Origin of the sequence: Bacillus sp. NPDC057893 (genome assembly GCF_042796455.1) — a bacterium.
Classification (GTDB): Bacteria; Bacillota; Bacilli; order Bacillales; family Bacillaceae_G; genus Bacillus_A.
Window position 1 is genome coordinate 312,080 of record NZ_JBHVNG010000004.1, and the last position, 24,968, is coordinate 337,047.

Annotated in this window: 30 protein-coding genes and 3 pseudogenes; 24 read left to right on the forward strand and 9 right to left on the reverse strand. The window is 33.4% G+C overall.

Annotated elements, in window-relative coordinates; translation table 11 throughout:
• The first annotated feature begins 102 nt into the window (after positions 1-102).
• Positions 103-1,593 (forward strand): alanine/glycine:cation symporter family protein, encoded by a 1,491-nt coding sequence (locus ACFVQC_RS20090; protein WP_377899030.1) that lies wholly within the window; start codon positions 103-105, stop codon positions 1,591-1,593.
• Between the two features lie 270 nt (positions 1,594-1,863).
• Here ACFVQC_RS20090 and ACFVQC_RS20095 read toward each other — a convergent pair whose 3' ends face one another.
• Together ACFVQC_RS20095 and ACFVQC_RS20100 are read right to left on the reverse strand one after the other, a co-directional pair.
• Positions 1,864-2,160 (reverse strand): hypothetical protein, encoded by a 297-nt coding sequence (locus tag ACFVQC_RS20095; RefSeq protein WP_377899031.1) that lies wholly within the window; start codon positions 2,158-2,160, stop codon positions 1,864-1,866.
• A 61-nt stretch (positions 2,161-2,221) separates the two neighbouring features.
• Positions 2,222-2,863 carry an HD domain-containing protein gene (locus ACFVQC_RS20100; protein WP_377899032.1) on the reverse strand — a complete coding sequence of 214 codons (642 nt, stop codon included), beginning with the start codon at positions 2,861-2,863 and terminating at the stop codon, positions 2,222-2,224.
• A 136-nt stretch (positions 2,864-2,999) separates the two neighbouring features.
• Here ACFVQC_RS20100 and ACFVQC_RS20105 point away from each other — a divergent pair, with 136 nt between their 5' ends.
• From ACFVQC_RS20105 to ppaC, 3 genes are all read left to right on the forward strand, one after another.
• Positions 3,000-3,503 (forward strand): GNAT family N-acetyltransferase, encoded by a 504-nt coding sequence (locus ACFVQC_RS20105; protein WP_377899033.1) that lies wholly within the window; start codon positions 3,000-3,002, stop codon positions 3,501-3,503.
• 261 nt (positions 3,504-3,764) lie between these two features.
• The gene (locus ACFVQC_RS20110) at positions 3,765-4,280 is read left to right on the forward strand and encodes a DinB family protein (protein ID WP_377899034.1); all 516 of its coding nucleotides are present in this window, start codon (positions 3,765-3,767) and stop codon (positions 4,278-4,280) included.
• Positions 4,281-4,498: 218 nt separating this feature from the next.
• Positions 4,499-5,428 carry a manganese-dependent inorganic pyrophosphatase gene (gene ppaC / locus ACFVQC_RS20115; protein WP_377899035.1) on the forward strand — a complete coding sequence of 310 codons (930 nt, stop codon included), beginning with the start codon at positions 4,499-4,501 and terminating at the stop codon, positions 5,426-5,428.
• A 66-nt stretch (positions 5,429-5,494) separates the two neighbouring features.
• On the opposite strand, the gene ACFVQC_RS20120 is transcribed toward ppaC, so the two are convergent.
• Positions 5,495-5,683 carry a DUF4017 family protein gene (locus ACFVQC_RS20120; RefSeq protein ID WP_377892672.1) on the reverse strand — a complete coding sequence of 63 codons (189 nt, stop codon included), beginning with the start codon at positions 5,681-5,683 and terminating at the stop codon, positions 5,495-5,497.
• Between the two features lie 318 nt (positions 5,684-6,001).
• Here ACFVQC_RS20120 and ACFVQC_RS20125 point away from each other — a divergent pair, with 318 nt between their 5' ends.
• Entirely contained in the window at positions 6,002-6,451 is a 450-nt protein-coding gene (locus tag ACFVQC_RS20125; protein ID WP_377899036.1) for a DUF6884 domain-containing protein, read from the forward strand.
• A 130-nt stretch (positions 6,452-6,581) separates the two neighbouring features.
• Positions 6,582-6,770 (forward strand): hypothetical protein, encoded by a 189-nt coding sequence (locus tag ACFVQC_RS20130; protein WP_264541003.1) that lies wholly within the window; start codon positions 6,582-6,584, stop codon positions 6,768-6,770.
• A 51-nt stretch (positions 6,771-6,821) separates the two neighbouring features.
• Here ACFVQC_RS20130 and ACFVQC_RS20135 read toward each other — a convergent pair whose 3' ends face one another.
• The 4 genes from ACFVQC_RS20135 to ACFVQC_RS20150 form a co-directional block, all read right to left on the reverse strand.
• A complete protein-coding gene (locus ACFVQC_RS20135) occupies positions 6,822-7,274 on the reverse strand; it encodes a hypothetical protein (RefSeq protein WP_002200237.1) in 453 nt (150 codons plus the stop codon).
• A 136-nt stretch (positions 7,275-7,410) separates the two neighbouring features.
• The gene (locus ACFVQC_RS20140; protein WP_000606233.1) at positions 7,411-7,767 is read right to left on the reverse strand and encodes a hypothetical protein; all 357 of its coding nucleotides are present in this window, start codon (positions 7,765-7,767) and stop codon (positions 7,411-7,413) included.
• Positions 7,768-7,896: 129 nt separating this feature from the next.
• On the reverse strand, positions 7,897-8,520 hold the full coding sequence (locus tag ACFVQC_RS20145) for an acetylglutamate kinase (protein WP_377899037.1): 624 nt from the start codon (positions 8,518-8,520) through the stop codon (positions 7,897-7,899).
• 704 nt (positions 8,521-9,224) lie between these two features.
• Positions 9,225-9,386, reverse strand: coding sequence for a hypothetical protein (locus tag ACFVQC_RS20150; RefSeq protein ID WP_377899038.1), 162 nt, complete (start codon positions 9,384-9,386; stop codon positions 9,225-9,227).
• Positions 9,387-9,701: 315 nt separating this feature from the next.
• Between ACFVQC_RS20150 and recQ the strand changes: the two genes are divergently transcribed.
• The 5 genes and pseudogenes from recQ (at position 9,702) to ACFVQC_RS20175 (ending at position 15,876) form a co-directional block, all read left to right on the forward strand.
• Entirely contained in the window at positions 9,702-11,819 is a 2,118-nt protein-coding gene (recQ, locus tag ACFVQC_RS20155; RefSeq protein ID WP_377892668.1) for a DNA helicase RecQ, read from the forward strand.
• 25 nt (positions 11,820-11,844) lie between these two features.
• Positions 11,845-12,228: a gamma-glutamylcyclotransferase family protein gene (locus ACFVQC_RS20160; protein WP_377899039.1), complete on the forward strand. Its 384-nt coding sequence runs from the start codon at positions 11,845-11,847 to the stop codon at positions 12,226-12,228.
• A 121-nt stretch (positions 12,229-12,349) separates the two neighbouring features.
• A pseudogene (locus ACFVQC_RS20165) lies at positions 12,350-12,799 on the forward strand (class I SAM-dependent methyltransferase); the annotation flags it as partial.
• 484 nt (positions 12,800-13,283) lie between these two features.
• Entirely contained in the window at positions 13,284-13,559 is a 276-nt protein-coding gene (locus ACFVQC_RS20170; RefSeq protein WP_377899040.1) for a hypothetical protein, read from the forward strand.
• 241 nt (positions 13,560-13,800) lie between these two features.
• Positions 13,801-15,876, forward strand: coding sequence for a HelD family protein (locus ACFVQC_RS20175; protein WP_377899041.1), 2,076 nt, complete (start codon positions 13,801-13,803; stop codon positions 15,874-15,876).
• Between the two features lie 66 nt (positions 15,877-15,942).
• Here the strand turns inward: ACFVQC_RS20175 and ACFVQC_RS20180 are convergent, their stop codons facing one another.
• Together ACFVQC_RS20180 and ACFVQC_RS20185 are read right to left on the reverse strand one after the other, a co-directional pair.
• The gene (locus ACFVQC_RS20180) at positions 15,943-16,638 is read right to left on the reverse strand and encodes a hypothetical protein (RefSeq protein WP_377899176.1); all 696 of its coding nucleotides are present in this window, start codon (positions 16,636-16,638) and stop codon (positions 15,943-15,945) included.
• Between the two features lie 120 nt (positions 16,639-16,758).
• Entirely contained in the window at positions 16,759-17,175 is a 417-nt protein-coding gene (locus ACFVQC_RS20185) for a hypothetical protein (protein ID WP_377892663.1), read from the reverse strand.
• 82 nt (positions 17,176-17,257) lie between these two features.
• On the opposite strand from ACFVQC_RS20185, the gene ACFVQC_RS20190 reads away from it, so the two are divergent.
• The 13 genes and pseudogenes from ACFVQC_RS20190 (at position 17,258) to ACFVQC_RS20250 (ending at position 24,927) form a co-directional block, all read left to right on the forward strand.
• Complete coding sequence (locus ACFVQC_RS20190) at positions 17,258-17,590, forward strand: DUF952 domain-containing protein (protein ID WP_377892662.1); 333 nt, start codon at positions 17,258-17,260, stop codon at positions 17,588-17,590.
• 189 nt (positions 17,591-17,779) lie between these two features.
• Positions 17,780-18,127 (forward strand): PadR family transcriptional regulator, encoded by a 348-nt coding sequence (locus tag ACFVQC_RS20195; RefSeq protein WP_377892661.1) that lies wholly within the window; start codon positions 17,780-17,782, stop codon positions 18,125-18,127.
• A complete protein-coding gene (locus ACFVQC_RS20200; protein ID WP_377899042.1) occupies positions 18,114-19,121 on the forward strand; it encodes an HAAS signaling domain-containing protein in 1,008 nt (335 codons plus the stop codon). Before ACFVQC_RS20195 ends, ACFVQC_RS20200 begins: the two co-directional genes overlap by 14 nt.
• A 74-nt stretch (positions 19,122-19,195) precedes the next feature.
• Positions 19,196-19,708 carry a GNAT family N-acetyltransferase gene (locus ACFVQC_RS20205; RefSeq protein WP_377899044.1) on the forward strand — a complete coding sequence of 171 codons (513 nt, stop codon included), beginning with the start codon at positions 19,196-19,198 and terminating at the stop codon, positions 19,706-19,708.
• 156 nt (positions 19,709-19,864) lie between these two features.
• Entirely contained in the window at positions 19,865-20,641 is a 777-nt protein-coding gene (locus tag ACFVQC_RS20210; protein ID WP_377899177.1) for a serine hydrolase, read from the forward strand.
• 4 nt (positions 20,642-20,645) lie between these two features.
• Positions 20,646-21,017: pseudogene (locus ACFVQC_RS20215) on the forward strand (hypothetical protein).
• Between the two features lie 34 nt (positions 21,018-21,051).
• Positions 21,052-21,468: a GNAT family N-acetyltransferase gene (locus ACFVQC_RS20220; protein WP_016095582.1), complete on the forward strand. Its 417-nt coding sequence runs from the start codon at positions 21,052-21,054 to the stop codon at positions 21,466-21,468.
• Positions 21,469-21,504: 36 nt separating this feature from the next.
• Positions 21,505-21,909, forward strand: coding sequence for a GNAT family N-acetyltransferase (locus ACFVQC_RS20225; RefSeq protein WP_377899045.1), 405 nt, complete (start codon positions 21,505-21,507; stop codon positions 21,907-21,909).
• Positions 21,910-21,924: 15 nt separating this feature from the next.
• Positions 21,925-22,278, forward strand: a complete 354-nt coding sequence (locus ACFVQC_RS20230) for an MmcQ/YjbR family DNA-binding protein (protein WP_377899046.1) — start codon at positions 21,925-21,927, stop codon at positions 22,276-22,278.
• Positions 22,279-22,299: 21 nt separating this feature from the next.
• Positions 22,300-23,010, forward strand: a complete 711-nt coding sequence (locus tag ACFVQC_RS20235) for a class I SAM-dependent methyltransferase (protein WP_377899047.1) — start codon at positions 22,300-22,302, stop codon at positions 23,008-23,010.
• Positions 23,011-23,091: 81 nt separating this feature from the next.
• Positions 23,092-23,478, forward strand: coding sequence for a ribosomal maturation YjgA family protein (locus ACFVQC_RS20240; protein ID WP_377899048.1), 387 nt, complete (start codon positions 23,092-23,094; stop codon positions 23,476-23,478).
• Positions 23,479-23,504: 26 nt separating this feature from the next.
• Positions 23,505-24,434, forward strand: a complete 930-nt coding sequence (locus ACFVQC_RS20245; RefSeq protein WP_377899049.1) for a phosphotransferase enzyme family protein — start codon at positions 23,505-23,507, stop codon at positions 24,432-24,434.
• A pseudogene (locus tag ACFVQC_RS20250) lies at positions 24,431-24,927 on the forward strand (DNA topology modulation protein). Before ACFVQC_RS20245 ends, ACFVQC_RS20250 begins: the two are co-directional and overlap by 4 nt.
• Positions 24,928-24,968: the final 41 nt, after the last annotated feature.

Here is a 24,968-nt window from a genome sequence, read left to right on the forward strand (position 1 = left end):
ATGAAATAGTAAGAGAAGCGGACAACTGGTAGGTAGGATAAAGGTTGTCCGTTTTCTTATATATAAAATTATTTTTTCAAAAGAATGATAAGGGGGATTTGGATGGAGAAGTTAGTAGAATGGTTAGTAGGGCAAGTATGGAGTATTGGTTTAGTTGTTTTCGCATTAGGAGCAGGAGTGTATTTCACAATTGCAACTCGTTTTTTACAAATTCGTTATTTTAAAGAGATGATTAAACTATTATTTGAAGGGAAAAGCTCAGAGACTGGGATATCATCTTTTCAAGCATTTTGTTTGGCGTTATCAGGTAGGGTTGGAATAGGGAATATCGCGGGGGTCGCGACAGCTATCGCTTTTGGCGGGCCTGGAGCTGTATTTTGGATGTGGGTGATGGCTCTATTAGGAGCAGCTAGCGCATTTGTTGAATCAACATTAGCACAAGTATATAAAAGTAAAGTAGGGAATGAATACCGCGGTGGTACACCATATTTCATTGAGAAAGGCTTGAAAATGAAATGGTTTGCGGTCATTGTAGCGGTGGTAGTAACACTTTCATATGGGGTTTTATTACCAGGAATTCAATCAAGTAGTATCGCAGTTGGATTTGAAAACTCTTCTGGCATTAGTAAATATGTAACTGGTATATTTTTAGTTGTATTATTGGCAGCGATTATTTTTGGTGGAGTAAAGAGAATTGCAGGCGTTTCACAAATGTTAGTTCCATTTATGGCAATTGGCTATGTAATTGTTACATGCATCATTTTAATTGCAAATATAACGGAAATTCCAAGTATGTTTGCTTTAATTTTCTCAAGTGCATTTGGCGTGAATGAAATGTTTGGCGGAATCGTTGGTGCAGCAATTGCATGGGGGGTAAAGCGTGCAGTATTTTCAAACGTTGCTGGTGTTGGAGAGGCGACATATAGTTCTGCTGCTGCGGAAGTATCTCATCCTGCAAAACAAGGCTTAGTTCAAGCGTTTTCCGTATATATCGATACAATTGTCGTATGTACAGCGACAGCTCTTATGATTTTAATTACAGGAATGTACAATGTAATACCGGAAGGAAAAAGTGCAATTGTACAAAACATAGGAAATGTGGAAGCTGGTCCAATTTATACACAACAAGCAGTTGAAACCGTTATGACAGGATTTGGGTCATTATTTATTTCAATCGCAATCTTCTTCTTCGCATTTACAACTTTGCTCGCTTATTACTATATCGCTGAAACGACGCTTACTTATTTAGATCGTGGGCTCAAATATAGCTGGTTAAAACCAGTATTAAAAATTGGGTTTTTAATTATGGTATACATCGGTAGTGTAGAATCAGCTTCGTTTTTATGGAACCTTGGAGATTTAGGAATTGGTAGTATGGCATGGTTAAACCTTATAGCAATCCTATTGTTAAGCAAAACTGCATTAAAAGTGTTAAAAGACTATGAAACGCAGAAAAAAGAAGGGAAAGATCCGGTTTTCGATCCTAAAAAAGTAGGAATTGAAGGTTTAACGATTTGGGAAGAGCGGAGTAAAGAGGTTGAAAGGAAAAGTTCTAAAGAAAAAGTATCGGCGGATGATAGTGTTAAATTTTAAACATGCAAATTCTAGAGTGAAAAAACTGAAAATTCACTCTTTAATCGAGGTTATCTATGGTTTTTTTTGACCTTAAACAAAAGGTTGTATTGATCTTAGTAAAGGGGTATTAGAAGTTTGTTATGTCTCAGTTGTAATTTCTGGAGAACTAAAATGTGCTGAGAGCGGATTCTAATGCAAGTGTGTATGGTGGAATTGAAAAGTCAAAGTCATTAAACGTGAGAAAGCTCTCCTTAAAATAAGCTTGTAAGGAGAGCTTTTTATTTTAGCCTAATTTTTTTGAAAAAGTTTTAATTGTTTCATATAATCGAGAGCTTTTGTTTTATTCCTCTGTTTAAAAACATATTGTGCCTCATTTACATCTCTATAATAACTATTAACTACTTCTTCAGAAAGTGTACCGTCAGAGATGGCTTTTTTAACCGCGCAGTGTGGTTCATTTGTATGCGAACAGTTAGGAAATTTACATTTCCTAGAGATAAGAACTATATCTTCATATCCAATATTTAAGTTACCTTCATGATTTATTAAGTCAAATCCTATTTTACTAATAAGTAATCCCTCCACTTTTAAATGAGTTTTTTAGAATCATATATACAAATTGTATCGTTTTTAAGTTATGCTTGTTTTAATATTCTGTATTCTTATAAATTGATTTCTCTACATCAGGGAGAAGGGTGTATATGCTCTTCCCAATTAAAGATTCTAATTCATTCTTAATTGTATAGAATCCTTTCCAATGTAAAGAGGTATGAGAGGTTGTGCCATGACGTAAACCAACAGAAACCAATCTTCTTTCAAGCGTAGTAAAACCATCCGCATCAGCGAGAGCGTCGCAAAGAGTAATTACTTTATTGTATAAGTCATAGTCACTATTTTCATTCAATATTTCAATTAACCGGCTTTCCATATAATCGGGAACAAGGCTCCACTCTGCTGCGATATCTATATGCTCATTTTTGCAAGGAAATGAATGCGTCACACATATAACGGCGTTTCCTATATACCCTAAATCATTCATATACATGTAACCATCATAGGAATGAATAACAGATTTAGTAAAACCTTTATATCTTCCTATATCATGCAGGAGAGCGGCATTGTATGCTATGTCAACATCTAAGTCATACCCATTTTTTATAAGTTCTACAATTATTTTTTCAGTTGCATTGGCAACATTAATTGAATGTTCGAACCAAGGACCTGGGTTTTGTTCATATGCCCAATCCAGTAATTCTCTCGCGTATGTTCTGTCTAAAATGTATTTCATAAAGTCATCCTTTCCCAAAAAAATCATATCTTAAATAAATTCATCTTACTATTCAGTTATTCCTTCTTTAATTTTTTCTCTTATAATTAGTGATAATATACAAATATATATTGAGCGAACAAAAGGGGGAAAAGTAATGCGGAATTTAGTAATTGAAGAAATTAAGCAACTAGAAAATGATATTGAAGAGCTTTCTAAACTTTTGAAAACTGTAGTAGATGATGGGGCGTCAATTGGTTTTTTACCTCCACTGGAACAAAAAGAAGCAACAAATTATTGGCAAACTGTATTAGCACCAGAAGTGATATTGTATGTCGCTAAAATAAACAATGAAATGGCAGGAAGCATTCAATTACATTTAGTTACAAAGCCTAACGGGACCCATAGAGCTGAGATTTGCAAGTTAATGACTCACCCGAATTTTAGACGAAATGGTATTGGGCGTTTACTTATGCAAAAAGCAGAAGAACGGGCAAAGCAAGAAAATAGGTCTCTTTTAGTTTTAGATACTAGAGAAGGAGACCCTTCTAATAGATTGTATAAGTCATTAGATTATCAGGAATCCGGCAGAATACCGGGGTATGCAATTTCTCCGAATGGTGAGTTAGATGCAACGGTTATTTATTATAAAATAATTTAGTTTTTTATTTGAAAAGGGAGATAATTTCAAACAACATATTTGTTATTATGTCTGTGTATTGATTTGAAAAAAGATTGATAATTTAAAATAAAGTTTGATAAATCCCTGTATAATAGTTTCTTTCTTTTGACCCTTTACCTTCATCTGGAATGTTTAATTTAAAGGGCCAGTCTGTAGAGAATTTTAACAGTTTTTTTAGATTTTGATTTTGAAGTCTTTGGTGAGTATTAAATGTTAATCTAAAAGATGGAGGGTGTTGAGATGTTAAAACTGTTTCAATATAACTGGCAAGTTCGTGATGAGTGGTTTACATTGTGCGAAGACATGCCGGATGAAGAACTAGTAAAGAAACGGGTCGGTGGGTTCGGCAGTATCCTGCATACCCTATTTCACATTGTAGATGTGGAATATATGTGGATCTTAGGTTTGCGCGGTGAACCAGTGCCTGAGGAGTCGTTGTTTGAAGATTATGCCAGCTTGCAAAAAGTGAAAAATCTTTCCGCTCAATACCACGAGAAAGTGAAGCCATTTGTGACATCTTGGACAAATGAAATGGATTCTCGGAAACTTTCAGAAACTGATTTCAATGAAGAACCGATTAGCTCAAGAGACGCACCAATCAGGCGCCGAGTCATTGAATGTACACACGGAGAGATAATACGTCATGTCATTGTCCACGAAATCCACCATATCGGCCAGTTATCTATATGGGCACGTGAAATAGGAAAGGAGCCTGTTTCCGCAAATCTGAGAGGAAGAGGGCTATTCGATAATTAGACTGCCTTTGCCAATTTCGCATTTAACAACGTAGTGCAAGTTCCATCTGTATTTTAATGAAAAGATTACCTTTGACCATCTAAATTATTTTAGAGGGTCTTTTTTTGTGAAAACGATGAAAAATATAGAAGAAACTGCAATTATTTATAAAAAAATGTGTCTAAAATATTGTCATATTTGCTTCTTTAAGATATCCTTTTCATGAAGAGGTGGAAATCATGGAAAAAGTACTAGTTTTCGGGCATAAAAACCCAGATACAGATGCAATTTGTTCTGCGATTGCTTATGCAGAATTGAAAAAAGAATTAGGAATGAATGCTGAGCCTGTACGTTTAGGTGAAATCAGCGGTGAAACTCAATTTGCGTTAGATCATTTTAAAGTAGAAGGACCGCGTTTTGTTGAGACAGTAGCAAACGAAGTGGACAACGTTATTTTAGTTGACCATAATGAGCGTCAACAAAGTGCTAACGATATCGAATCTGTTCGTGTGTTAGAAGTTATTGACCATCACCGTATTGCTAACTTTGAAACAAGCGATCCTATTTACTACCGTTGTGAGCCAGTTGGATGTACAGCTACAATCTTAAACAAAATGTACAAAGAAAATGGCGTTGCAATTCGTAAAGAAGTTGCAGGTTTAATGTTATCTGCAATTATTTCAGATTCTTTACTATTCAAATCTCCAACTTGCACAGAACAAGACGTAGCAGCAGCTCGTGAATTAGCGGAAATCGCTGGTGTAGATGCAGATAGCTACGGCTTAGAAATGTTAAAAGCTGGTGCTGACTTAAGCGGAAAAACAATGGAGCAACTAATCTCCCTTGACGCTAAAGAATTCCAAATGGGTAACGCGAAAGTTGAAATCGCACAAGTAAACGCTGTTGATACAAACGACGTTCTTGTACACCAAGCGGAACTTGAAAAAGTTATCTCTGCAGTAGTAGAAGAAAAAGGTTTAGACCTATTCTTATTCGTTGTAACTGACATCTTAACTAACGATTCTGTTGGTCTTGCGATCGGCAAAGCAGCAAATGTTGTTGAGAAAGCATACAATGTAACATTACAAAACAACACAGCTACTTTAAAAGGTGTTGTATCTCGTAAAAAACAAATCGTTCCTGTATTAACAGAAACATTCCAAGCTTAATATTATTGAGTATGGATAAACAGAAAGGACAAGTAGTCGGATTGGCTGCTTGTCCTTTTTTATCGTTTATTCATAAGATCGTTTCTTATTTATATAAAATGTAATAATAGCAGCAATAATGAAAATAGGTATTGCGTACGCTTGCCCAACAAAGAATTTCCAACCTGCAGTATTATAGCCCTCAGACGCTGGAATGATAATCGCGATGATACAAACAATAATATAGGCTAATAATGCTGGGAGTATATTTTTCATAGTTGTTCACCTCCTTTTCATACTACATTTATATATTATACTATTGAATAGCGATTGGGAGATTAAGTATGCTTGATTTTACGAAATCTTCACAAATTCACTAAAGGATGAGGTATATGCATGCTGTATGAAAGTGACTTTAGTACGGTGTGTTTATGTAATAATACATATGCTTAATAGACCGTTCTAAAAGAAATTAAACCAAATATAGAAGATAATGTAATTTTTTCTTTCAAGATTAGTATATATTATTCTGTAAAAAATGTACTGAAAAATTGATATTTCATAAGAAATATAGAAGCGGGGTAAGAAATAACGATGAAAAGGTTATGCATAATTCCATGCGGAAAGAAGAAGGTCTGGGATAATTACCCAGATTACGGAGAGGCAGAGGCAAAAGATGTATATATTAGTCCATTCGGAAAAGCATGTCAGGCGTATGCAACTGAGTTTTTCGAGAACTGGGTTATATTATCAGCAAAGCATGGATTTTTAAGACCAAATGATATTGTACAGGAAAACTATGATCTTGCATTTGATTCAAAGAGTGATGAGGTTATTAGTATTGAACAATTAAAACAACAGATGATTGATAAAGGCTTATTTCAGTTTGATGAAATAGTTTTACTTGCAGGGAAGAAACATAAAAAAGTAGTGACGGAGCTATATCCAGAAGAAATCATTACATATCCATTAGAAGGATGTAGAGGGATTGGGTATATGTTGCAGAGGTTGAAGGGGGCTGTGGAAGCACAGCAGGAAATATAGGAATGAATTAGTACTTGATTCAAATTACATCACATTTATACATTTTAATTAGACTAGTAAACAAGCCATTTCATCCTTTTAAACATAGAATATGAGGAATTCTATTATGTATTAGGAGGGAATCATATTCATGGGAAATAATTGTCGTTGTAGACAGTTCCGGGATTGTAATAGATTTTGGGATGATCTAATGTTTGGAAGATGCAGACGTAGAGATTGTGACGATTGCCGTTGTAAACGTAAACGTCATTGTGATTGTGATGAATGTCGTTGCAATCGTAAACGTGATGATGATGACGATAAATGTCGTAAGTGGTAATTTTTTTGAAAGAGTACTTAGAAGTAAGTACTCTTTTTTTGTATGAACCTTTTAGATTCCATTTTGAACGGATTTTTTTACAATTTCCCATGTATCTTGCTTTTTAATCTTTATAGTTACATTAGTTCCGTTAGATTCCTTATAAAAGATATAGCCATTGTTTGAGTTCACATATGTTATGGGTTCACCTATGCAATCTCGTGAACAAGATTTATTGATGAGCTCAATTAATGATAGTTCGCTCGGATCGGTTTTACTTGCATCTATTACGATATCAAGGCTCGTTTTACGATAACCTTGTAAGTTTACATGAAAAGTGTTTTCAATTTCTCCTGTAATGCTAGTATTCATTACTTCAACTGAATTTTTCTTTTCTTGAAGAAATCCGTTTTCATAAAGTAATTTTGTATATCCAAGCCATGCGATTAAAACTAGCATGAAAAACATACCAGACATTTTTAGTGTTCGAAGCCGTTTACTAACAATTGTTTCTGAGTATTTCATTCGGTCTAATCCTCCAATGTTTTTAATTTAAATTATGCCTGGGTACATACATTTAGAAGAGGATGAAAGGTAACGAGTTCTTGATTCAAAAAAGAAAACATCAAAAATTAGATGCTTTCTTTTTGAATGATTATTGTTATCTGTTAGTTACTTGTTTCATAAGCGGTCTTATTTCTTTAACAGGTGGTTTTTTATCATAGGCATCAACGTAAGAAAAGTAATAATTTAAGTTTCTAAGAAGTCCTTTTCCTATTTTAGCGCTTAAGAAGGGGAATACTTGTCCAGTATAATCATCGAGAGATTTACAGTAGTATTTTTCGTCTAAATATATACTGTATTTACATGTTAGTTCTACTAATGAGTTACCTTCATCATCAAATACTTCCTTAGAATCAATAATGTCTATTAATGCGAATTTTTCATTCAGATAAACTTTCTTCTTTTTCTCGTGTTTATTTGTGAGGATAAATACGAGACCAATGGCGTTAATCAAACTATTTCCTCCTATAAAAAACGGATATTAATAAAATATATCGATATACGTTAAATGTAAAGAGGAGTGGTGAAATATCATTGACAGAAAACTAAATAAGCCGATTTGTTTTTTCAAATCGGCTTATTATTATTGAAATACTTGCGGAAATTGTTTTACGACTGCATCTGTTATAGTATCAGCCATTTCTAATGCTTCTTTTTCAATTTTATCGTACAGTTTTATGCTTGCCTCATAATCTTTATTTAGGAAGGCAAGTGCTTCCGCTTTCGTAAGCGCTAAATGTTCATAAAACATTTTTCTAAATTCTTCTTTTTCTATATATGGGTTGATACTGTTTAGAAACTCAACAATTTCGTCGGCATTAGAATACCATTTTTTTTCTATAGATGAAGCGGCATTTTGATCACCAGCTTTTGCGGCTTTAACAAGATCAGCAGCGATTGTTAAGTGGTCTTTAATTAATGCACTATATTTTTTTACTGCATCTTCACCATAGAATGGTTCAAGTGAAAGTCCCATGTGAATTGCGTTTTGTAGAAGACGTCCAACAGTAGCGTTTACGTCTGGTAAATTAAAGATGATACTTATAATAGCTAATCGTGTCCAAGCGACGTGTTGTTCCCATAAAGAACGCATATATCCTTTTAAAAAATTTTCGTTTTTACTAATCCGGTAACTTCGTACGAATGAATCGAAGCTGCCATTAGTGATGTGGTAAGGGGAGTAATATGATTGCCAATAAGTATACATAAATAGTTACACTCCTTTGAACATGTATACCTCACAATATGATAAACGTTATTTTTAAGTTACGTGTCCAAGAGTTTTTTTGAGAGTTGGAAAAGGAGAAAGCTGAAGGTTGAAGGGGAATGGAAAACACAATTATGATATATATGAATCAAAAGAATTTTAAATTAATTGAGGTCCTGCAAGGGAAATTGCAGGACCTCAAAAGGGTATTGCCGAGATGTCGGACTCGACTACGTAATATTAACATAAAATTCTTCCAAAATAACCTGGTAAATGTGTCCAAATGAGAAGGGTGCTTTTTAATAAAGTCAAAGGGATCTGCCTCCCGCGGCAGATCCCTTTAACTAGATAATGTTGATGAGCAAAAACTCATCTAGAGTACTTTTATAGTAACAAATGAAATTTACTTTGTGTATTGAGAAAAAATGAATTGCTTGTATGAATGTAGCGGATTTATATTTTTCCTTTTGGAATTATAATCATTTGTGAAGAGCGGAATAGGGTTCTAAAATAGAGAAAAGACTTTTCAGCCAGGATACCATAGATTGCAATATGTAAGGATAAAAAAGACCTGCTAATTTAAGCAGGTCAACATAAGGGGTTTATCTAACAGATTATTATATATGGTAACAACTGTATTGTAGTAAGTCTATAAGTTATATGTTGAGAAAATTTGTTTGAATGATGTATATTTGGCACATGTATTAACGTTTAAAAAGTTGAGAAAGGAAATTCATAAGCTTGCTATAAGAAAATAAGGGCTGATACTTATAAAATGATTCATATTTCCACGCATCATTATTAGAAAATTGGAGTTTTTCATTTGACACTTTAGGCTTGATGGAACTATTGTAACTACGTTTCATAATTTAACCTCCTCAAATTCACATGTATACGATTAGTAATATTCTATGAAGGTAAATAAAATGAATATCTATATTGAAATTCTTTCTTTATGGGTACTAGATTTGTGTTTTAAATGTTGTAAAACATAGAAAGTAACTTAAAACATCGATATTAATTAATATCCAAAATGAAGAGAAACTTAGAATAATGAAAAAGGATGGTGAGAATCAGTTTGAGGATAGATTATATAACTCTGTCATTCAGCACTTTCATGACGCAAAAGTGATGATATAATAGGAATAGATGAAAGATAAAGAAAAGCAGGTGACTCTTTTTTGTTTACAAAAGCACAAGAACTTTTAGCGTCTTATTTCGGTTATTCGTCATTCCGAAGAGGACAAGATGAAACAATTAAAAATGTATTAGATGGGAAAGATACAGTTTGTATTATGCCAACGGGCGGTGGTAAGTCAATTTGCTATCAAATTCCCGCATTAGTATTCGAAGGAACGACATTAGTTATATCACCTTTGATTTCACTTATGAAAGATCAAGTAGATACATTAATACAAAACGGTATTTCCGCTACATATATTAATAGTTCTATTTCTATTACAGAAGCGAATCAACGAATTCAATTGGCGAAACAAGGACATTACAAATTGCTTTACGTGGCGCCTGAGCGTCTTGATTCTATGGAGTTTGTTGACCAACTTATCGATATGAAAATTCCAATGATTGCGATTGATGAGGCGCACTGTATTTCGCAGTGGGGTCATGATTTCCGTCCAAGTTATTTACATATACATCGCATATTAGATTATCTTCCAGAAAAACCGCTCGTTTTAGCTTTAACGGCAACGGCAACACCACAAGTACGTGATGATATTTGTAGCACGCTTGAAATTAATCAAGAAAATACAATTATGACAACGTTCGAGCGCGAGAACTTATCATTTTCAGTAATTAAAGGACAGGATCGTAATGCGTATTTAGCAGATTATATTCGTCAAAATCAGAAGGAATCTGGGATTATATATGCAGCTACAAGAAAAGTAGTCGATCAGTTATATGAAGATCTAGGGAAAGCAGGAGTTTCAGTATCGAAATATCATGCAGGTATGAGCGATCACGATCGAAATGAACAGCAAGAACTCTTTTTACGAGATGAAATCAGTGTTATGGTAGCGACATCAGCGTTTGGAATGGGGATTGATAAATCAAATATTCGTTACGTTATTCATTATCAACTTCCAAAAAATATGGAAAGTTACTATCAAGAGGCAGGACGTGCTGGTCGTGACGGATTAGATAGTGAATGTATTTTGTTATATTCTTCTCAAGATGTGCAAGTACAACGCTTTTTAATCGATCAATCAACTGGAGAATCACGTTTTTCAAATGAACTAGAAAAATTGCAAAATATGACCGATTACTGTCATACAGAACAATGTTTACAATCATTTATTTTGCAATACTTTGGAGAAGAACCGAAGGAAGATTGCGGCCGTTGTGGTAATTGTACGGACGACCGTGAAAGTATTGATGTAACGAGAGAATCACAAATGGTTCTATCTTGTATGATCAGGACAAACCAACGATTCGGAAAACAAATGATTGCACAAGTATTAACTGGATCGAAAAATAAGAAAGTCATTGAATTTAATTTTCATACTTTGCCAACGTATGGTCTTTTATCAAACCGTAGTGTAAAAGAAGTCAGTGAGTTTATTGAGTTTTTAATTTCAGACGAGTTGATTGCAGTTGAACATGGTACATATCCGACATTAAAAGTAACGGAAAAAGGGAAAGAAGCACTACTTGGTAAAGTGAATGTTTTACGCAAAGAACGAGTAGAAACGAGACAAATTGTTCAAGACCATCCTTTATTTGAAGTGCTTCGTGAAGTGCGTAAAGAAATTGCGCAAGGAGAAGGTGTACCACCGTTTGTTATTTTCTCTGACCAAACGTTAAAAGATATGTGTGCAAAAATGCCACAAAGTGACTCCGAACTCCTAACTGTAAAAGGAATCGGAGAACACAAACTTGTGAAGTACGGGTCTCACTTCTTACAAGCAGTTCAGCACTTCATTGATGATAATCCAAACTATGCTGAAACAATTAAGACAGAAGTTGTTTCAGAGCGTAAAAAATCAGGAAAAGCTTCAGCGAATTCTCATATAGAAACGTATGAAATGTATAAACAAGGCATTGATCTAAATGAGATTGCGAAAGATAGAGGTCTATCAAGACAAACGATTGAAAACCACTTAATCCGTTGCCATGAAGATGGTATGGAAGTAGAGTGGCAAAGCTTTGTTCCAACAGAGTATGAAGCTCTTATTGAAACTGCCGTACAAAATGCAGAAGGTGGTTTGAAATCTATTAAAGAACAGCTTCCAGATGAAGTGAGTTACTTTATGATTCGTGCATATTTACAAATAAGAAAGTAGAGACATATAAAGGGGATAGGGATATATGTATCATGTTTTCGTGTATGGCACGTTAAGAAAAGAGCAAACGAATGCTCATTATATGCGAGGTGCAACATGCATCGCAGACGGAGCATGGACGTATGGCAAATTATTTGATACAAACGAAGGGTATCCTGCAATGATTTGTTCAAACGAGGAAAAAGTATACGGGGAAGTTTATGAAGTAAATAGTGATGTTCTGCAAAAATTAGATGAACTTGAAGAATATACAGGTAATGCAGAGAGTGATTTATATGACCGGATTACTCAAACTATTTATTTTGGGGATATAGAAATACATGCATATGTGTATGTTGCTCAAGATAGAGAAATGTTAAAGAAAGTTATCATTTCTGGTGATTGGGTGGAGTATCAAAAAGAAAAATAAAAGCAGCTATAGAATGATGTGAAAGCAGATAGTGGAATAATCCATTATCTGCTTTTTGAATTTATACTTTTAAAATTTTTATTATTTTGATAAATTTTAAATATAGGGAAATACTAAGGGGGATTTCTATCAAATTGATATTCCAGAAGAATTTGATGTAGTAAGTTATTTAGACGGATTTGGTGTAGGAACAGATGAGGAACAATTGATTCTATTAAAACGGATTAAAAATTGGATGAAGGATGATGGTTATGCATTAATTGATATCTATCAACCATTGTATTGGAAAGCAGTGAATGGGAGAGAAATGTCACTTGGTACAGCGATGCGAAAGTATGAGTATGACAGTATAAATGAAAGAATGCTAGATCATTGGTGGAATCCTAATTATCCAAATAATATTGTGACACAGTCTTTACGTTGCTATACAGTTGAAGAGATTAGCAATTTATGTGCTGAAGCAGGTTTAAGTATTGTAGGATTCTTCCCAGGCGGAGCATTTGATTTTGAACAATCGCGATATAAAGAGCAAGCTTCACTATATGATTGCTTATCTTATCGTATCGTATAAAAGAAATAAAGAAATAAAGAAATAAAGAAATAAAGAAAAGGTAGGGCTTATCCTTCATACACATTAAGATAAGTTTATGTGTATGAGGGGTATTTCAAATTTGTAGAATCTAATAAACAAATACGACGAAAATAGTTGATATTCACTTGTTTGTTAAACGAATCAGATCTTTTTAACTAATCACTCCAAATTATTAGGCAGCATATATCGTTGTGATTATTTGAAAACTAATACTAGTTCATTAAAAATAGATAAATTCATATTAAAAACGCCATCCTTTTTGTATATTTCTATAAAAAGAATAGCGTTTTTTTCGTTATACGGATACAAATTTACATTATCTTGATAATAGTAATAGGGCGAGAATCTATTATGTTTAACCAATAATAAAATGACACAATTGACAAAACATGCATCGATGTTATAATGATACATTATTATCAAGGTAACAAAATAGCATTTTTTACATTAAGGATGTGAAATTATGAAACAAATAAATGAAAAAAACACAAAAATTAAAGTTGAACGTGTGCAAACTGGTATTAGGATGGAAAAAAGTATGGTAAAAGTTTTGAAAGCGATGGCAGAATATCATGATATTTCGCTAGGCGTTCTTCTTGAAAGAATCGTTCTACATTCTTTTGAAAATAAACCTGTATTTAGCGATGCAAGTCTTGAAAAAGTTAAAGCTATAAAAGAAGTTTACGATATGGATTATGGCCTAGAAATAAGTCGTCAGTGGAATGATTCGGATAACTAGAATGATTATTTTCACACACAGTGCCATCTAGATTTTTTGTAAGCAATCTATGAAGTAAAGAAAATAAAGAGAGAGAAAATTTTGTTTTAAGGATACTTCAAAATCTGAGATAAAGAGGCATGTTTTTGTATTTTTATTTATTTCGGAAAATTCTCAATCAAACTATTGACTTTATAAATGGATTTTTAATACAATTGTATCTCGACTGAAAAAATTGGAACGGACAGGAGGGAATCATCAAATGAGTAACATATTTGAAGAAGAATTACAGAAAATGAAAGATATTTTAAGTACGATGGATGAGCAATTAGAGCAACTTGAAAAAATCCCAGTTTATTATGGAGAAGATTTTAAAGAGCAAATTCTTGAAAGTATGAGGGAGTCTAATAGGCAAAACTTACGTATCGGTGTGCAAGAGCCATACTTTGGAAGATTAGACTTCCAGGAGGATGGAAAAGAAGATGTTATGCCGATTTACATCGGTAAAGTAGGGGTTTCAGATAAAGATACGATGAAACCGATGGTCATTGATTGGCGAGCACCTGTCGCTAGTATGTTTTATTCATTTACTGGTGGAGAAGAATTAGCATTTTATCATTCACCAGACGGATTAGTAGAAGGCGATGTTTATTTAAAACGAAACATTTCCATTCGACAGAGAGAACTAGAACGTGTTGTTGATACATATGTAAAAGGAAATGAAGATGTCTCGCATGCTGATGATTTTCTTCTATATCGATTAGGTGAGAATAAAGATAATAAATTAAAAGATATCGTTTCGACTATACAATCGGAGCAAAATGATATTATTCGTGCGGAAAGAAACTTACCATTATTAATTCAAGGGGTTGCAGGGAGCGGAAAAACAACGATCGCTTTACATCGCCTTGCTTTTTTAATTTATGAATATCGTGAACAACTTGAAGCGGAGAGAATGATCGTATTTGCTCCAAACAGTTTGTTTTTAGACTATATTTCGAGTGTACTTCCTGAGTTAGGGGTAGGAAATATTAGTCAAACAACGTTTCCAGATTGGGCATTACGTACGTTAGATGGTTCGGTGAAACTGAAGCAAACAGAAGAAAAATTGAAAGAAGCTTTTTCAATTAATCGCGATGAAAAAAAGGTTATGCTTGGTAAATTAAAAGGCACGCTGGAATTTAAGTCGTTTATTGAAGAAAGAATGATTCAATTTGAAAAAGAATTAGTGCCAACAAAAGATTTTGAGGCATGGGATAAAGCAGTTATTCCAGTGGAAGACGTTAAAAAATGGATGCAAGTCGAATATAAACATTATCCATTAAAGAAAAGAAGAGAACGTTTAGTCGGCCGTATGAAGCGCTGGATTGAAATTGAACTTAAAAAGTTTGGAGAAACAAACGAGAAAAAATTACTAAAAAAAGAAGCGACAAAGAGATTGAACACATATATGAATTTTTGGCCGAAAATGAGCCCGCTTTCACTGTATAGTTCAATGTTGAAGAGTAAAGAAATACTCGAGGTTTTACCTGAAGAGCTTGTTCAAGAAACAGAAAAGAATTGTCGTAAAAAAGAAGTGTATGTAGAAGACTTGTCAGCTTTAATTTACATACATCATCGCATAACAGGCATTGAAATCGGACAGAAGTTCCATCACGTCGTTATTGATGAAGCTCAAGATTTTTCACCATTCCAAGTTTATGTATTAAAAGAAATTACACTAGGTAATTCTTTCACTATATTAGGTGATTTATCTCAAGCGATTTATGATTATCAAGGAATTGAAGACTGGGGTGCTTTTAAGGAAGTATTCCAAGAAACAGGTTATTATGAACTGACGAGAAGTTATCGTTCTACAAGAGAAATTATTGAATTCGCGAATGAAATAATTAAAAATGCAGAGATTCCAGTAGGACTCGCAACACCAGTTTTCCGTAGTGGGGAAGACGTGAAAGTAATCCGGGCAGAGGACCAATTTACTGAAGTTTTAAAGACATTACAGCATTTGCAAAATGAAGATGTGAAAACAATCGCGGTAATTGGAAGAACAGATGATGAATGCCGTGATATATATGAGAAGTTAACAGATGCAGGGTTGACTGTTAACTTCATTGAAGCAGATCAAAGTAAGTATGAAGGTGGTATTTCGGTAGTACCTGTATATTTGGCGAAAGGGTTAGAATTTGATGCTGTACTTCTAATCGACGTTGATGGAGAACATTACAAAAACACAAAACATGATGCGAAATTATTGTATGTCGGATGTACGAGATCGCTTCATGATTTATGGATTTTCCATAGCGGTGAAGCGTCGCCTTTAATTAAAGGATTAAAATAAATGTAAAAAGAGGATTTTCTAGTAGGGCATGAAAATCCTCTTTTTTATATTTAAAAGCTAGATGAATTAACGACCTGAGCGGTTGTTTAAATAATACAATATGATATTCTCTAATTCCTTAATCTGTTCTTTTTCCCATAGACGAATAGCATCTGCCGGATTTTGTGTATGCTTTAGCCAATCTAGAACTAATTTTAGTTGTTCTTGCATTTGCCCAATTTTTTGTCCTTTTATGTTCTCATCCTGAATTTTATCAATTAATTGAACCATAAAGGGAAGTTTTTCAATACATTCGCTTAAATCCCCGCAATACCCTGATGGGAATTCATGTGTCCCAAACTCTAAGTAATTAATATAGTAAGAAACAAGACGTATCATCGCCTTTTGTTCTGTATCGCCACCTATTTCAATTGCTTTTCGGAAAAGTGTTTCTAAATCATTGTCATCATTGTCTGTTATTGCAGAATACATATAAAGTCCCATCCATCTAAAAGGTCTTGAATCATAAGGTTCTTTTTCTATCCATTGACTTAGTATGTCTATTAGAAAACGATTTAGTGGGAAAGTTAACACTTCATTTTTTTCGTTTGATGTATCTAAAATAGTAAACAGCGTAATAGCAAACTCTTCTTGATTTTTAGATTCCCATTTCTTTGCATTTGTAATAAATGTATCTAAATGTTTAAATGCTAATTTTCGAAGTCCTGCTTCGAGCTGCCGACAGTAAGAAATAAAATCGTACCAGTTCTTATTTGTATTCATATGTATAATAATGCTTTGTAAAGTAGTGTGATTTTTATTTTTCAATATTGTATCTCCATCCTGTTAAAATGAAATTTTAATTGGGTAATGTAATAAAAAAGCTCAATGGAGTTATATGCATTAATATGTGCGTTTAAGTATAAATCTTGGTGATGGAAGTGTTTCTTGTTCTGCTTCAAAATACGCAACTTGATTTGTAATTGAGTATAGAATAGAAGGCATTCCCATTCCAACAGCAGCCTCTAATGCGTCCAGCAAAGGGAGTGTTTTCCCATCGATTTTAGTGTCCCATGATATGGCGTAGCAAGAATCATCAGCCCCATGTTTTTTTAACAGACGACCTATATCAATTGGACACGAATTAGGTTTAGGAATTTTAATCATATATTCTTCACGTAGCGTAGTTCTGTAATTATGGCAAAGGCGACCGATCGCATCTTTACGTTTTTTTGAAGAAGAAAGCTCAAATAGTACTCTATCTTGAAGGCGCTTAGTAAAAAATGATTTTACAATGATCTCTTCTAATTTTTTATCCATTAAGATTCTCCAATCAACTAATCATTTGTTGGAAATTTTAGTATTATTATATCATTACATATATTAAAAAAGGGGAAAAGCTATGATTACAAAAGTAATAACAAAAAGAAATTGGGAAATCGCAAAAACAATTGGAGAGATTAATGAAGCCTCACTTAAAGAAGAGGGATTTATTCATTGTTCATTATTAGACCAAGCTTTAAAAGTGGCTCAAAAACATTTCAGTCATGAAGAAGATGCTTTATTACTTACAATTGATCCATCCCTTGTAAAAGCAGAAATAAAATATGAACTTGCTTCAAACGGTCAAGAATACCCGCATGTATATGGAGTAATCAATGTTGAGGCGATTGTAGAGGTTGTCCCATTTTCTAAAGAAAAAGGAGAGTTTATATTACCAGAGGTACATAGTTAAAAGTATTATTGGTATTTAAGTTTGTTAGTGAGCTGCAAGAAAATAAGAAAAGCACAAATTATATAGTTTGTGCTTTTCTTATTTTCTGATTTTTATAAAAATCGGTTGTTTTTGTCACAACTATACTGTACGATACATAGTATAAAACACATACTGTATGACATATAGTAATAAAAATGAGGTGAGTGAATGGATACTTTATTAAATTCATTAATTACTGAGCTAAGAAGAGGGACATTGACATTAGCGGTTTTAAGCCAACTAAGAACGCCGCAGTATGGATATTCACTTGTCCAATTGTTGGAACAATCAGGAATCATGATAGATCAAAGTACTTTATATCCGCTACTTCGCCGATTAGAAAAGCAGGAGCTAGTGACGAGTAGTTGGGATAAAACGGAGAGTAGACCTCGTAAGTATTATGTTTTAAGTGAATATGGATTAGAGATATTTTTGCAATTGAAAAAGGAATGGATAAAGGATTCGAAAGAACTTTATAACCTATTAAAGGAGGAGGACAAGAATGAGTTTGATTGATATGTACGTCCATGAAGTTGAGAAGCGATTACCTGAAAAAAATCGTGAAGATATTACGCTTGAATTACGGTCGACAATAGAGGATATGTTACCTGATGATTATAATGAGGAAGATGTAAAGAGCGTTCTCGAAAAATTGGGGAGCCCAGTTTCATTGGCTAGTGGGTATTTGGATAGACCGATGCATTTAATTGGACCACGTTATTTTGATGTATATACGACATTATTAAAAATGATTATACCAATTGCAGCTGTTATCGCACTCATTTCAATGGTTGCAGAAAATTTTATAGGCTATACTGGTGATCAAGCAGTATTAAATGTTATTTTACAATTGATAGGTAAAGGCATTGGCGAAATTGTCGAAGTAGGCCTCCATGTATTTTTCTGGTTGACACTTGTATTTGCTATTTTAGAAAGAACAGATAAAGACAGAGGTACCCAACCGTTGACGACAAGTTTAAAAAAATGGACTCCTGATGATTTGAAAAATATCTCGTATGTTCCAAAGAAAAAGTCGATCTCAAAGTTTGAAGTTTTTGGAGGTTTGATGTGGACAGCAGTTTGGGCTACACTTTACTTTTATGCGAATCATCTTGTTGGCGTATATAATGGCACAGCAAATGGACTGAAGTTTGTCGCGCCAACTTTTAATCAAGATGTTTTACTCCAGTACTGGCCAATCGTTGTAATTATGATCGTTTTCGAAATAGGTATATCACTTTATAAGTTAGTACAAGGACAATGGACGCAAAGGTTGGCAATTGGGAATGCTATTCTTCAAGTAGCCGGAACGATAGTATTCATTGTAATTGTAGTAAATCCGCATTTATTTAACGAAGGATTTATTACGTATGTGGCAAATGTGTTTACTATTTCCCTAGAGGGATTTAAAACGTGGTTAGTTGGCGGTGGAATTATCTTTTATACGTTGTCCGCGGCGATTAATATATTTGATGGTTTCCGAAAAGCTAGTATTCGTATGTGGAAATAAAACAGAAATTTCGGTAAAATAAAATTGTTAAAAAAATAGTGAAAGAAGATTAACATTATGAAAGGAAGAAAACAATGATAAGGGAAGCAACTAAAAGAGATGTAGCATATATTTTTGATATTTATAATGATGCAATACTTTATACAACAGCTGTATATGCGTATAAACCTGTGACCCTTGAAAATAGAATAGATTGGTATGAACAAAAAAAGGCTGATGGCTATCCAATTTTCGTATACGAACTAGATAATAAAGTAGTAGGATTTGCGACATTCGGCCCATTTAGAGTGTGGCCTGCCTACAAATATTCAATTGAACATTCTGTGTATGTTGATAAGGAATATAGAAAAAATGGTATTGGGTCCTCTTTGATGGAAGAATTAATCGCAACTGCAAAAGAAAGAGAATATATGACCTTAATTGCTGGAATTGATGCGGAAAACGAGAAAAGTATTGCCTTGCATCAAAATTATGGATTTGTTCGTGCCGGAACAATACAAAAAGCTGGTTATAAGTTTAATAGATGGCTGGATTTAGCCTTTTATCAATTGGAGCTTAACGGGCCTGAAAATCCTATAGAAGAATAGAAGTTTTTCGTGAAAATTTATATTTTTAGGTAGCAAGGAGTAATTCATGCTACCTCTTTTTATTGTAGTAACAAATATAATCTGTCAAAAAAGGTTTTTTATATTCTATATTGAATTATTAGAAGGTGATATAACGATGTGAAAAGAGGAATGGAAATGGAAACTGTCATTCGAAAAATGAAAGAGATACAATCTGGTCATGTAGGAGTAGTTATTTATTCTACAAAAAACGAACGTATAGTTGCTTCATATAATGGTGAATTATATATTCCTTTAGCATCGGCAGCCAAAGTAGTAATTGGATTTGTAGCAGCACAAATGGTGAAGGAAAATAAACGTAATTGGAATGATATACTTCGTCACATTAAATTTAATCCACATGAAGATAGCGCACAGTTATATCCGCATCTACAAGGAAGAAGTACTTTAACACTTAGTAAAGCAGTAGAAGTGATGATAGCTTGTCACGACAGTTATATTGCTCACTCGGTTGTAAAGCACTGCGGTGGATGGGATGCTGTGAAAATAAATGCCCAAACGTACTTTTCAAAAATTTATATACAAGAGAATGCTAGAGATGAGAAAAATGTTGGAGAATTAAATCAAGTTCTTTCGCTTTTAGTACATATTTTTCAAGGTTATAAATCAGAACCAGCAGTATGGGAACCAATTATTAATGGAATGGTAAGACAACAAAGTGATTATGAAAGTATACCGTGTTATCATTTAGCTCATATGACAGGTGGATTGCCCACAGCTACAATAAATATTGGTATAATGGGAATGTTTAATGAACTCCCGTTTCTTTATGTAATTGGAGGAAAAGATTTACCCGAGCGAGTTCATAATATAGAGGTTGATGAAACTATTACAACAGCTTTGAAATACATATACAAAGAATATAGTGAAAGCATGCTAGGAGTGAGTGAGTGAGTGATTGAAACGAAACTTAAAGACTTCAACAATCATTATTTTAATTATAACAATTATTGCTCTTGAAGTTGGAATCGCACTATACGATCACAATTTTTCATTAGATACAATTTACTTTGCAGCGATTCTTATTTGTATTGTATTGCTTTTTGGTACACGTGTTTCTGAAGAGAGATAAAGTACATCGAAACAGAGACGAAGACAAACAGCTCTTATATTTTGGCCATCTATTTTATTATTAATTGTTAGTTTTGCAGTTATTAGTTATGTAAGAATAGGCTATGTCTCTGTACCAGGGATAATTGGTTTCTCATGTTTTGTTACATATGGCGGATTTATATTTATTAGTATTTTAAAGAAAAGAAATAAAAATTAAATGTAGCCTACTAAGTTGAAAGGAAGAGATATATATGAAACACATAGAGAATGGTACTCGTATTGAAGGAGAATACATTAAAAATAAAGTAATTCAATATAACATGTCTATTTTAACAGATGAAGTAAAGCAACCGATGGAACAAGTAAGTTTTGTAGTAAAAGATGAGGAAGGGAAAATTTTTGGCGGCGTAACAGGAACGATGTATTTTTATCACCTACATATCGATTTTTTATGGGTTGATGAATCAGTTCGCCATGATGGATACGGCAGTCAATTGTTGCATAAAATCGAAGAAATTGCGAAGGAAAAAGGGTGTAGACTAATATTACTAGATTCATTTAGTTTCCAAGCACCAGAATTTTATAAAAAGCACGGATACCGAGAATATGGTGTTGTTGAAGATCATCCGAAGGGGCATAGTCAACATTTCTTAGAAAAGAGATTATAATAATATTATGTATACTAACTAATAGGAGAAAGAAAAATGTACACGTATAAATTTCAGCATGAACAACTGATTTGTGCAGGGAAAATAAAGCAGCTTTTTGATTCTGTCGGCTGGTGGCCAGAAAGAAAAGAAATCGATATTGAAAAAATGTTAAAGAATAGTATAGCAATTGGAGTATGGGAAGAAAATAAATTAATTGGATTTGCTAGAGTTGTTACTGATGGTGTTTTTCGGGCGTATATTGAAGATGTTGTCGTACATGAAAGTGTAAGAAACAAAGGAATTGGTGAGAAGATGCTAACATTGTTACTGAAAGAGATTTCTCATATTGATATTGTTAGTCTATTTTGCGGAGAGAAACTAATAAAGTTTTATGGTGAACAGCAATTTCAAGCGACGAAGCAAATTGTGATGCATCGTAATCAAATAGTGAAAGAATAAGAGGTGCCAATTAGAATGAATGCAACAAGAGCATATTGCTTATCGAAAAGAAAAGCGACAGAAGATTCTCCAGATGGCTGGAGTGCAACATGTATGAGATTAAATAATAAAATATTTGCGATAGTGAATCATGAAGAAGGTGAAAAAGCTGCGATTACATTAAAGTGTGATCCAGAACTCTCTTTACGAATAAGAGAAGATTACCCAGAAACAATAATTCCTGGATATCATATGAATAAAAAGCATTGGAATACAGTGTATATACATAAGGATGTAGGACAAGAACAAATTAATAAAATGATTGATTGGTCGTATGATTTAATACTGCAATCGTTTTCAAAGAAAAAACAGCAAGAGTTATTGGATTAATATGTATTAGGAGTGGATGTAATGAAAGACTCAATCAAAGATACGTATGATAAATTAGCGAGTACATATAAAGAAAATCTAGATTTGGCAAATCCATATAACAGTTATTATGAAAGACCAGCGATGATGGAGATTATTCCAAAGAAACTAGAAGGGAAGAGAATACTAGATGCTGCTTGTGCCGCTGGATGGTATACTTCTCAATTCGTCGGAAGAGGGGCTAACGTTACAGCAATTGACGTAAGTTCTGAAATGGTAAAAGCCGCAAAGGAAAGTACAGGTGATAAAGCAACGTTTCTTTGTCATGACCTTCAAGAAACATTACCATTTGAAGATAATTCTTTTGATATGATTGTAAGTTCGCTTACTCTTCATTACTTGCAAAATTGGAGTAATGTATTTCAAGAGTTTCATCGCGTCCTTAAACCAGGTGGTTTATTTGTGTATTCCGTTCATCACCCATTTATGGATTTTACAAAGTTTCCGTGTGAAGATTATTTTAAAACGCAATTGTTAGTAGATACTTGGCGGAAACCTAATATTACAATTGAAGTAAGTTTCTTTAGAAGGTCACTTCAAGATATTATAAATGAAACAACGAGTAATTTTGTATTAGAAGAGTTAGTCGAGCCGAAACCGATTGAAAAGATGAAGGAAGTAGATGAAAAATCATATTATTATTTAAACACTAACCCGCATTTCCTTATTATAAAAGCGAAGAATACAAAGTGAAACCGTATATAAATAGCTAGTAAAATGATTATATTTTACTAGCTATTTGCAGTTTTAAATTATGAATTAGGAGCTTTTGAAATGAATACGAAACGAAATAGATTACGATATGCAATGTTTACTATAGTTGTTATTATTTTAGGTCTCAGCTCCAGAAAGTTTGCTTTTGCGTTACCTGATTTATTAAATGATTACTTAGGTGATGCTTTATGGGCACTAATGATTTTTACGGGATTTGGTTTCTTATTTCCTAAAATAGAAACGAAGAAATTAGCTTTTATTAGTTTGATATTTTGCTACGGGATTGAAATTAGCCAATTGTACCATGCACCTTGGATTGATAATATTCGTGCAACGACTATAGGTGGACTCGTTTTAGGTTACGGATTTTTGTGGAGTGATTTAGTTGCTTATACAATTGGTGTGGGAGTAGGAGTGCTTTGTGAATTTATTTTACGGAAGAAATAAGTGAATTTTAAAAGGGGTATTTGTATATGGAGGATATATTAGAGATTGCAAAGTTTTGGTTTCAATATAAAAATGTTACAGCTACTGAAATTCAGCCAAACATAACGAAGATTCATTGTAATAATAAAGCGTATATTTTAAAGGAAAAGGGATCGATTAAGCAGCTTCTAAATGAATTAAATGTATTAGAACAGCTTGATGGGAAAGGCATTAAAGTACATAAATTAGTGAAAATGAGAAATGATGAAAGGTACGTATTTTATAAAGAGAAGTATTATTGTTTGTACGAATATGTTGCTGGAAGTGTGCTAGAAATAAAAGATACAGAAAAGCTGATAAAGCTAGGGAGCACCATTGGAGATGAAATAGCGAATCTACATCAAGCACTAAATTCAGTGAACAGTATAAGCGGGTTAATAAAAAGAGATTTGTATAAAGTGGTATACGAATGGGCTTTGCCGATTTTAGAAAAGAATGAGCATGTTCATCAGGATGTAATTCAAAAAATGGATCAAATACATACAGCTTTAAAGGAAACGGCTCACTCATTACCGAAACAAATTATTCATCGTGATATGCACTTATCGAATGTAATTTTTCATGACAATGAATTTCAAGGATTTATAGATTTTGAGCTTTTAGAAAGTAATGTAAGAGTATTCGATTTATGCTACTGCTGTACAAGTATTTTAAGTGAGCTATTTAGTGATGAATCATTAAGAGGGAAATGGTTACATATTGTCAGCAAAATCTTTGAAGGATATTATAAACAAAGCATTTTAACGAGAGAAGAACTACAATCCATTTGGTATGTCATGCTTTCTATTCAGGTTATCTTTATTACTTATTTTGTTCAGTTACCAAATTTATTAAAGTTGAATGAAGAGATGTTCTTCTGGATTTTTGCAAATAAGGAAGATATTGAAGAATCTATAGTAAGGACCGTATTAATATGAAAAAAATAATATTAATTGGTTCTGGTGGTTCAGGAAAATCTACATTAGCAAAGCAGTTAGGAAATAAACTAAAAATACAGGTGTATCATCTTGATGCGTTATTTTGGAAACCGAATTGGGTAGGTGTCCGAGGGAGGAACAAAGAACAGTTCAAAATAACTTAATTCAAGATGAGAAGTGGATTATTGATGGGAATTACGGCGGGGCAATGGATATAAGACTGAATGCAGCTGACACAATTATCTTTCTTGATATTCATAGAACGATTTGTGTTTATCGTGCTTTTAAAAGAATTATGCAATATCGGAATAAAACAAGACCGGATATGGGTGCTGGATGTGAAGAAAGGTTTGACTTACAATTTTTCAAATGGATATGGGAATATCCTAAGACGAAAAGACCTGCAATTTTAAAAAGACTCGATCAATTAAATAAGGATAAAAGAGTTATTATTTTAAAAACACCAAGTGAGGTTCAACGATTCTTAAAGTAAGTACGGTAAGTATAAGTTGATGCATTAAAAGAATTAAATTA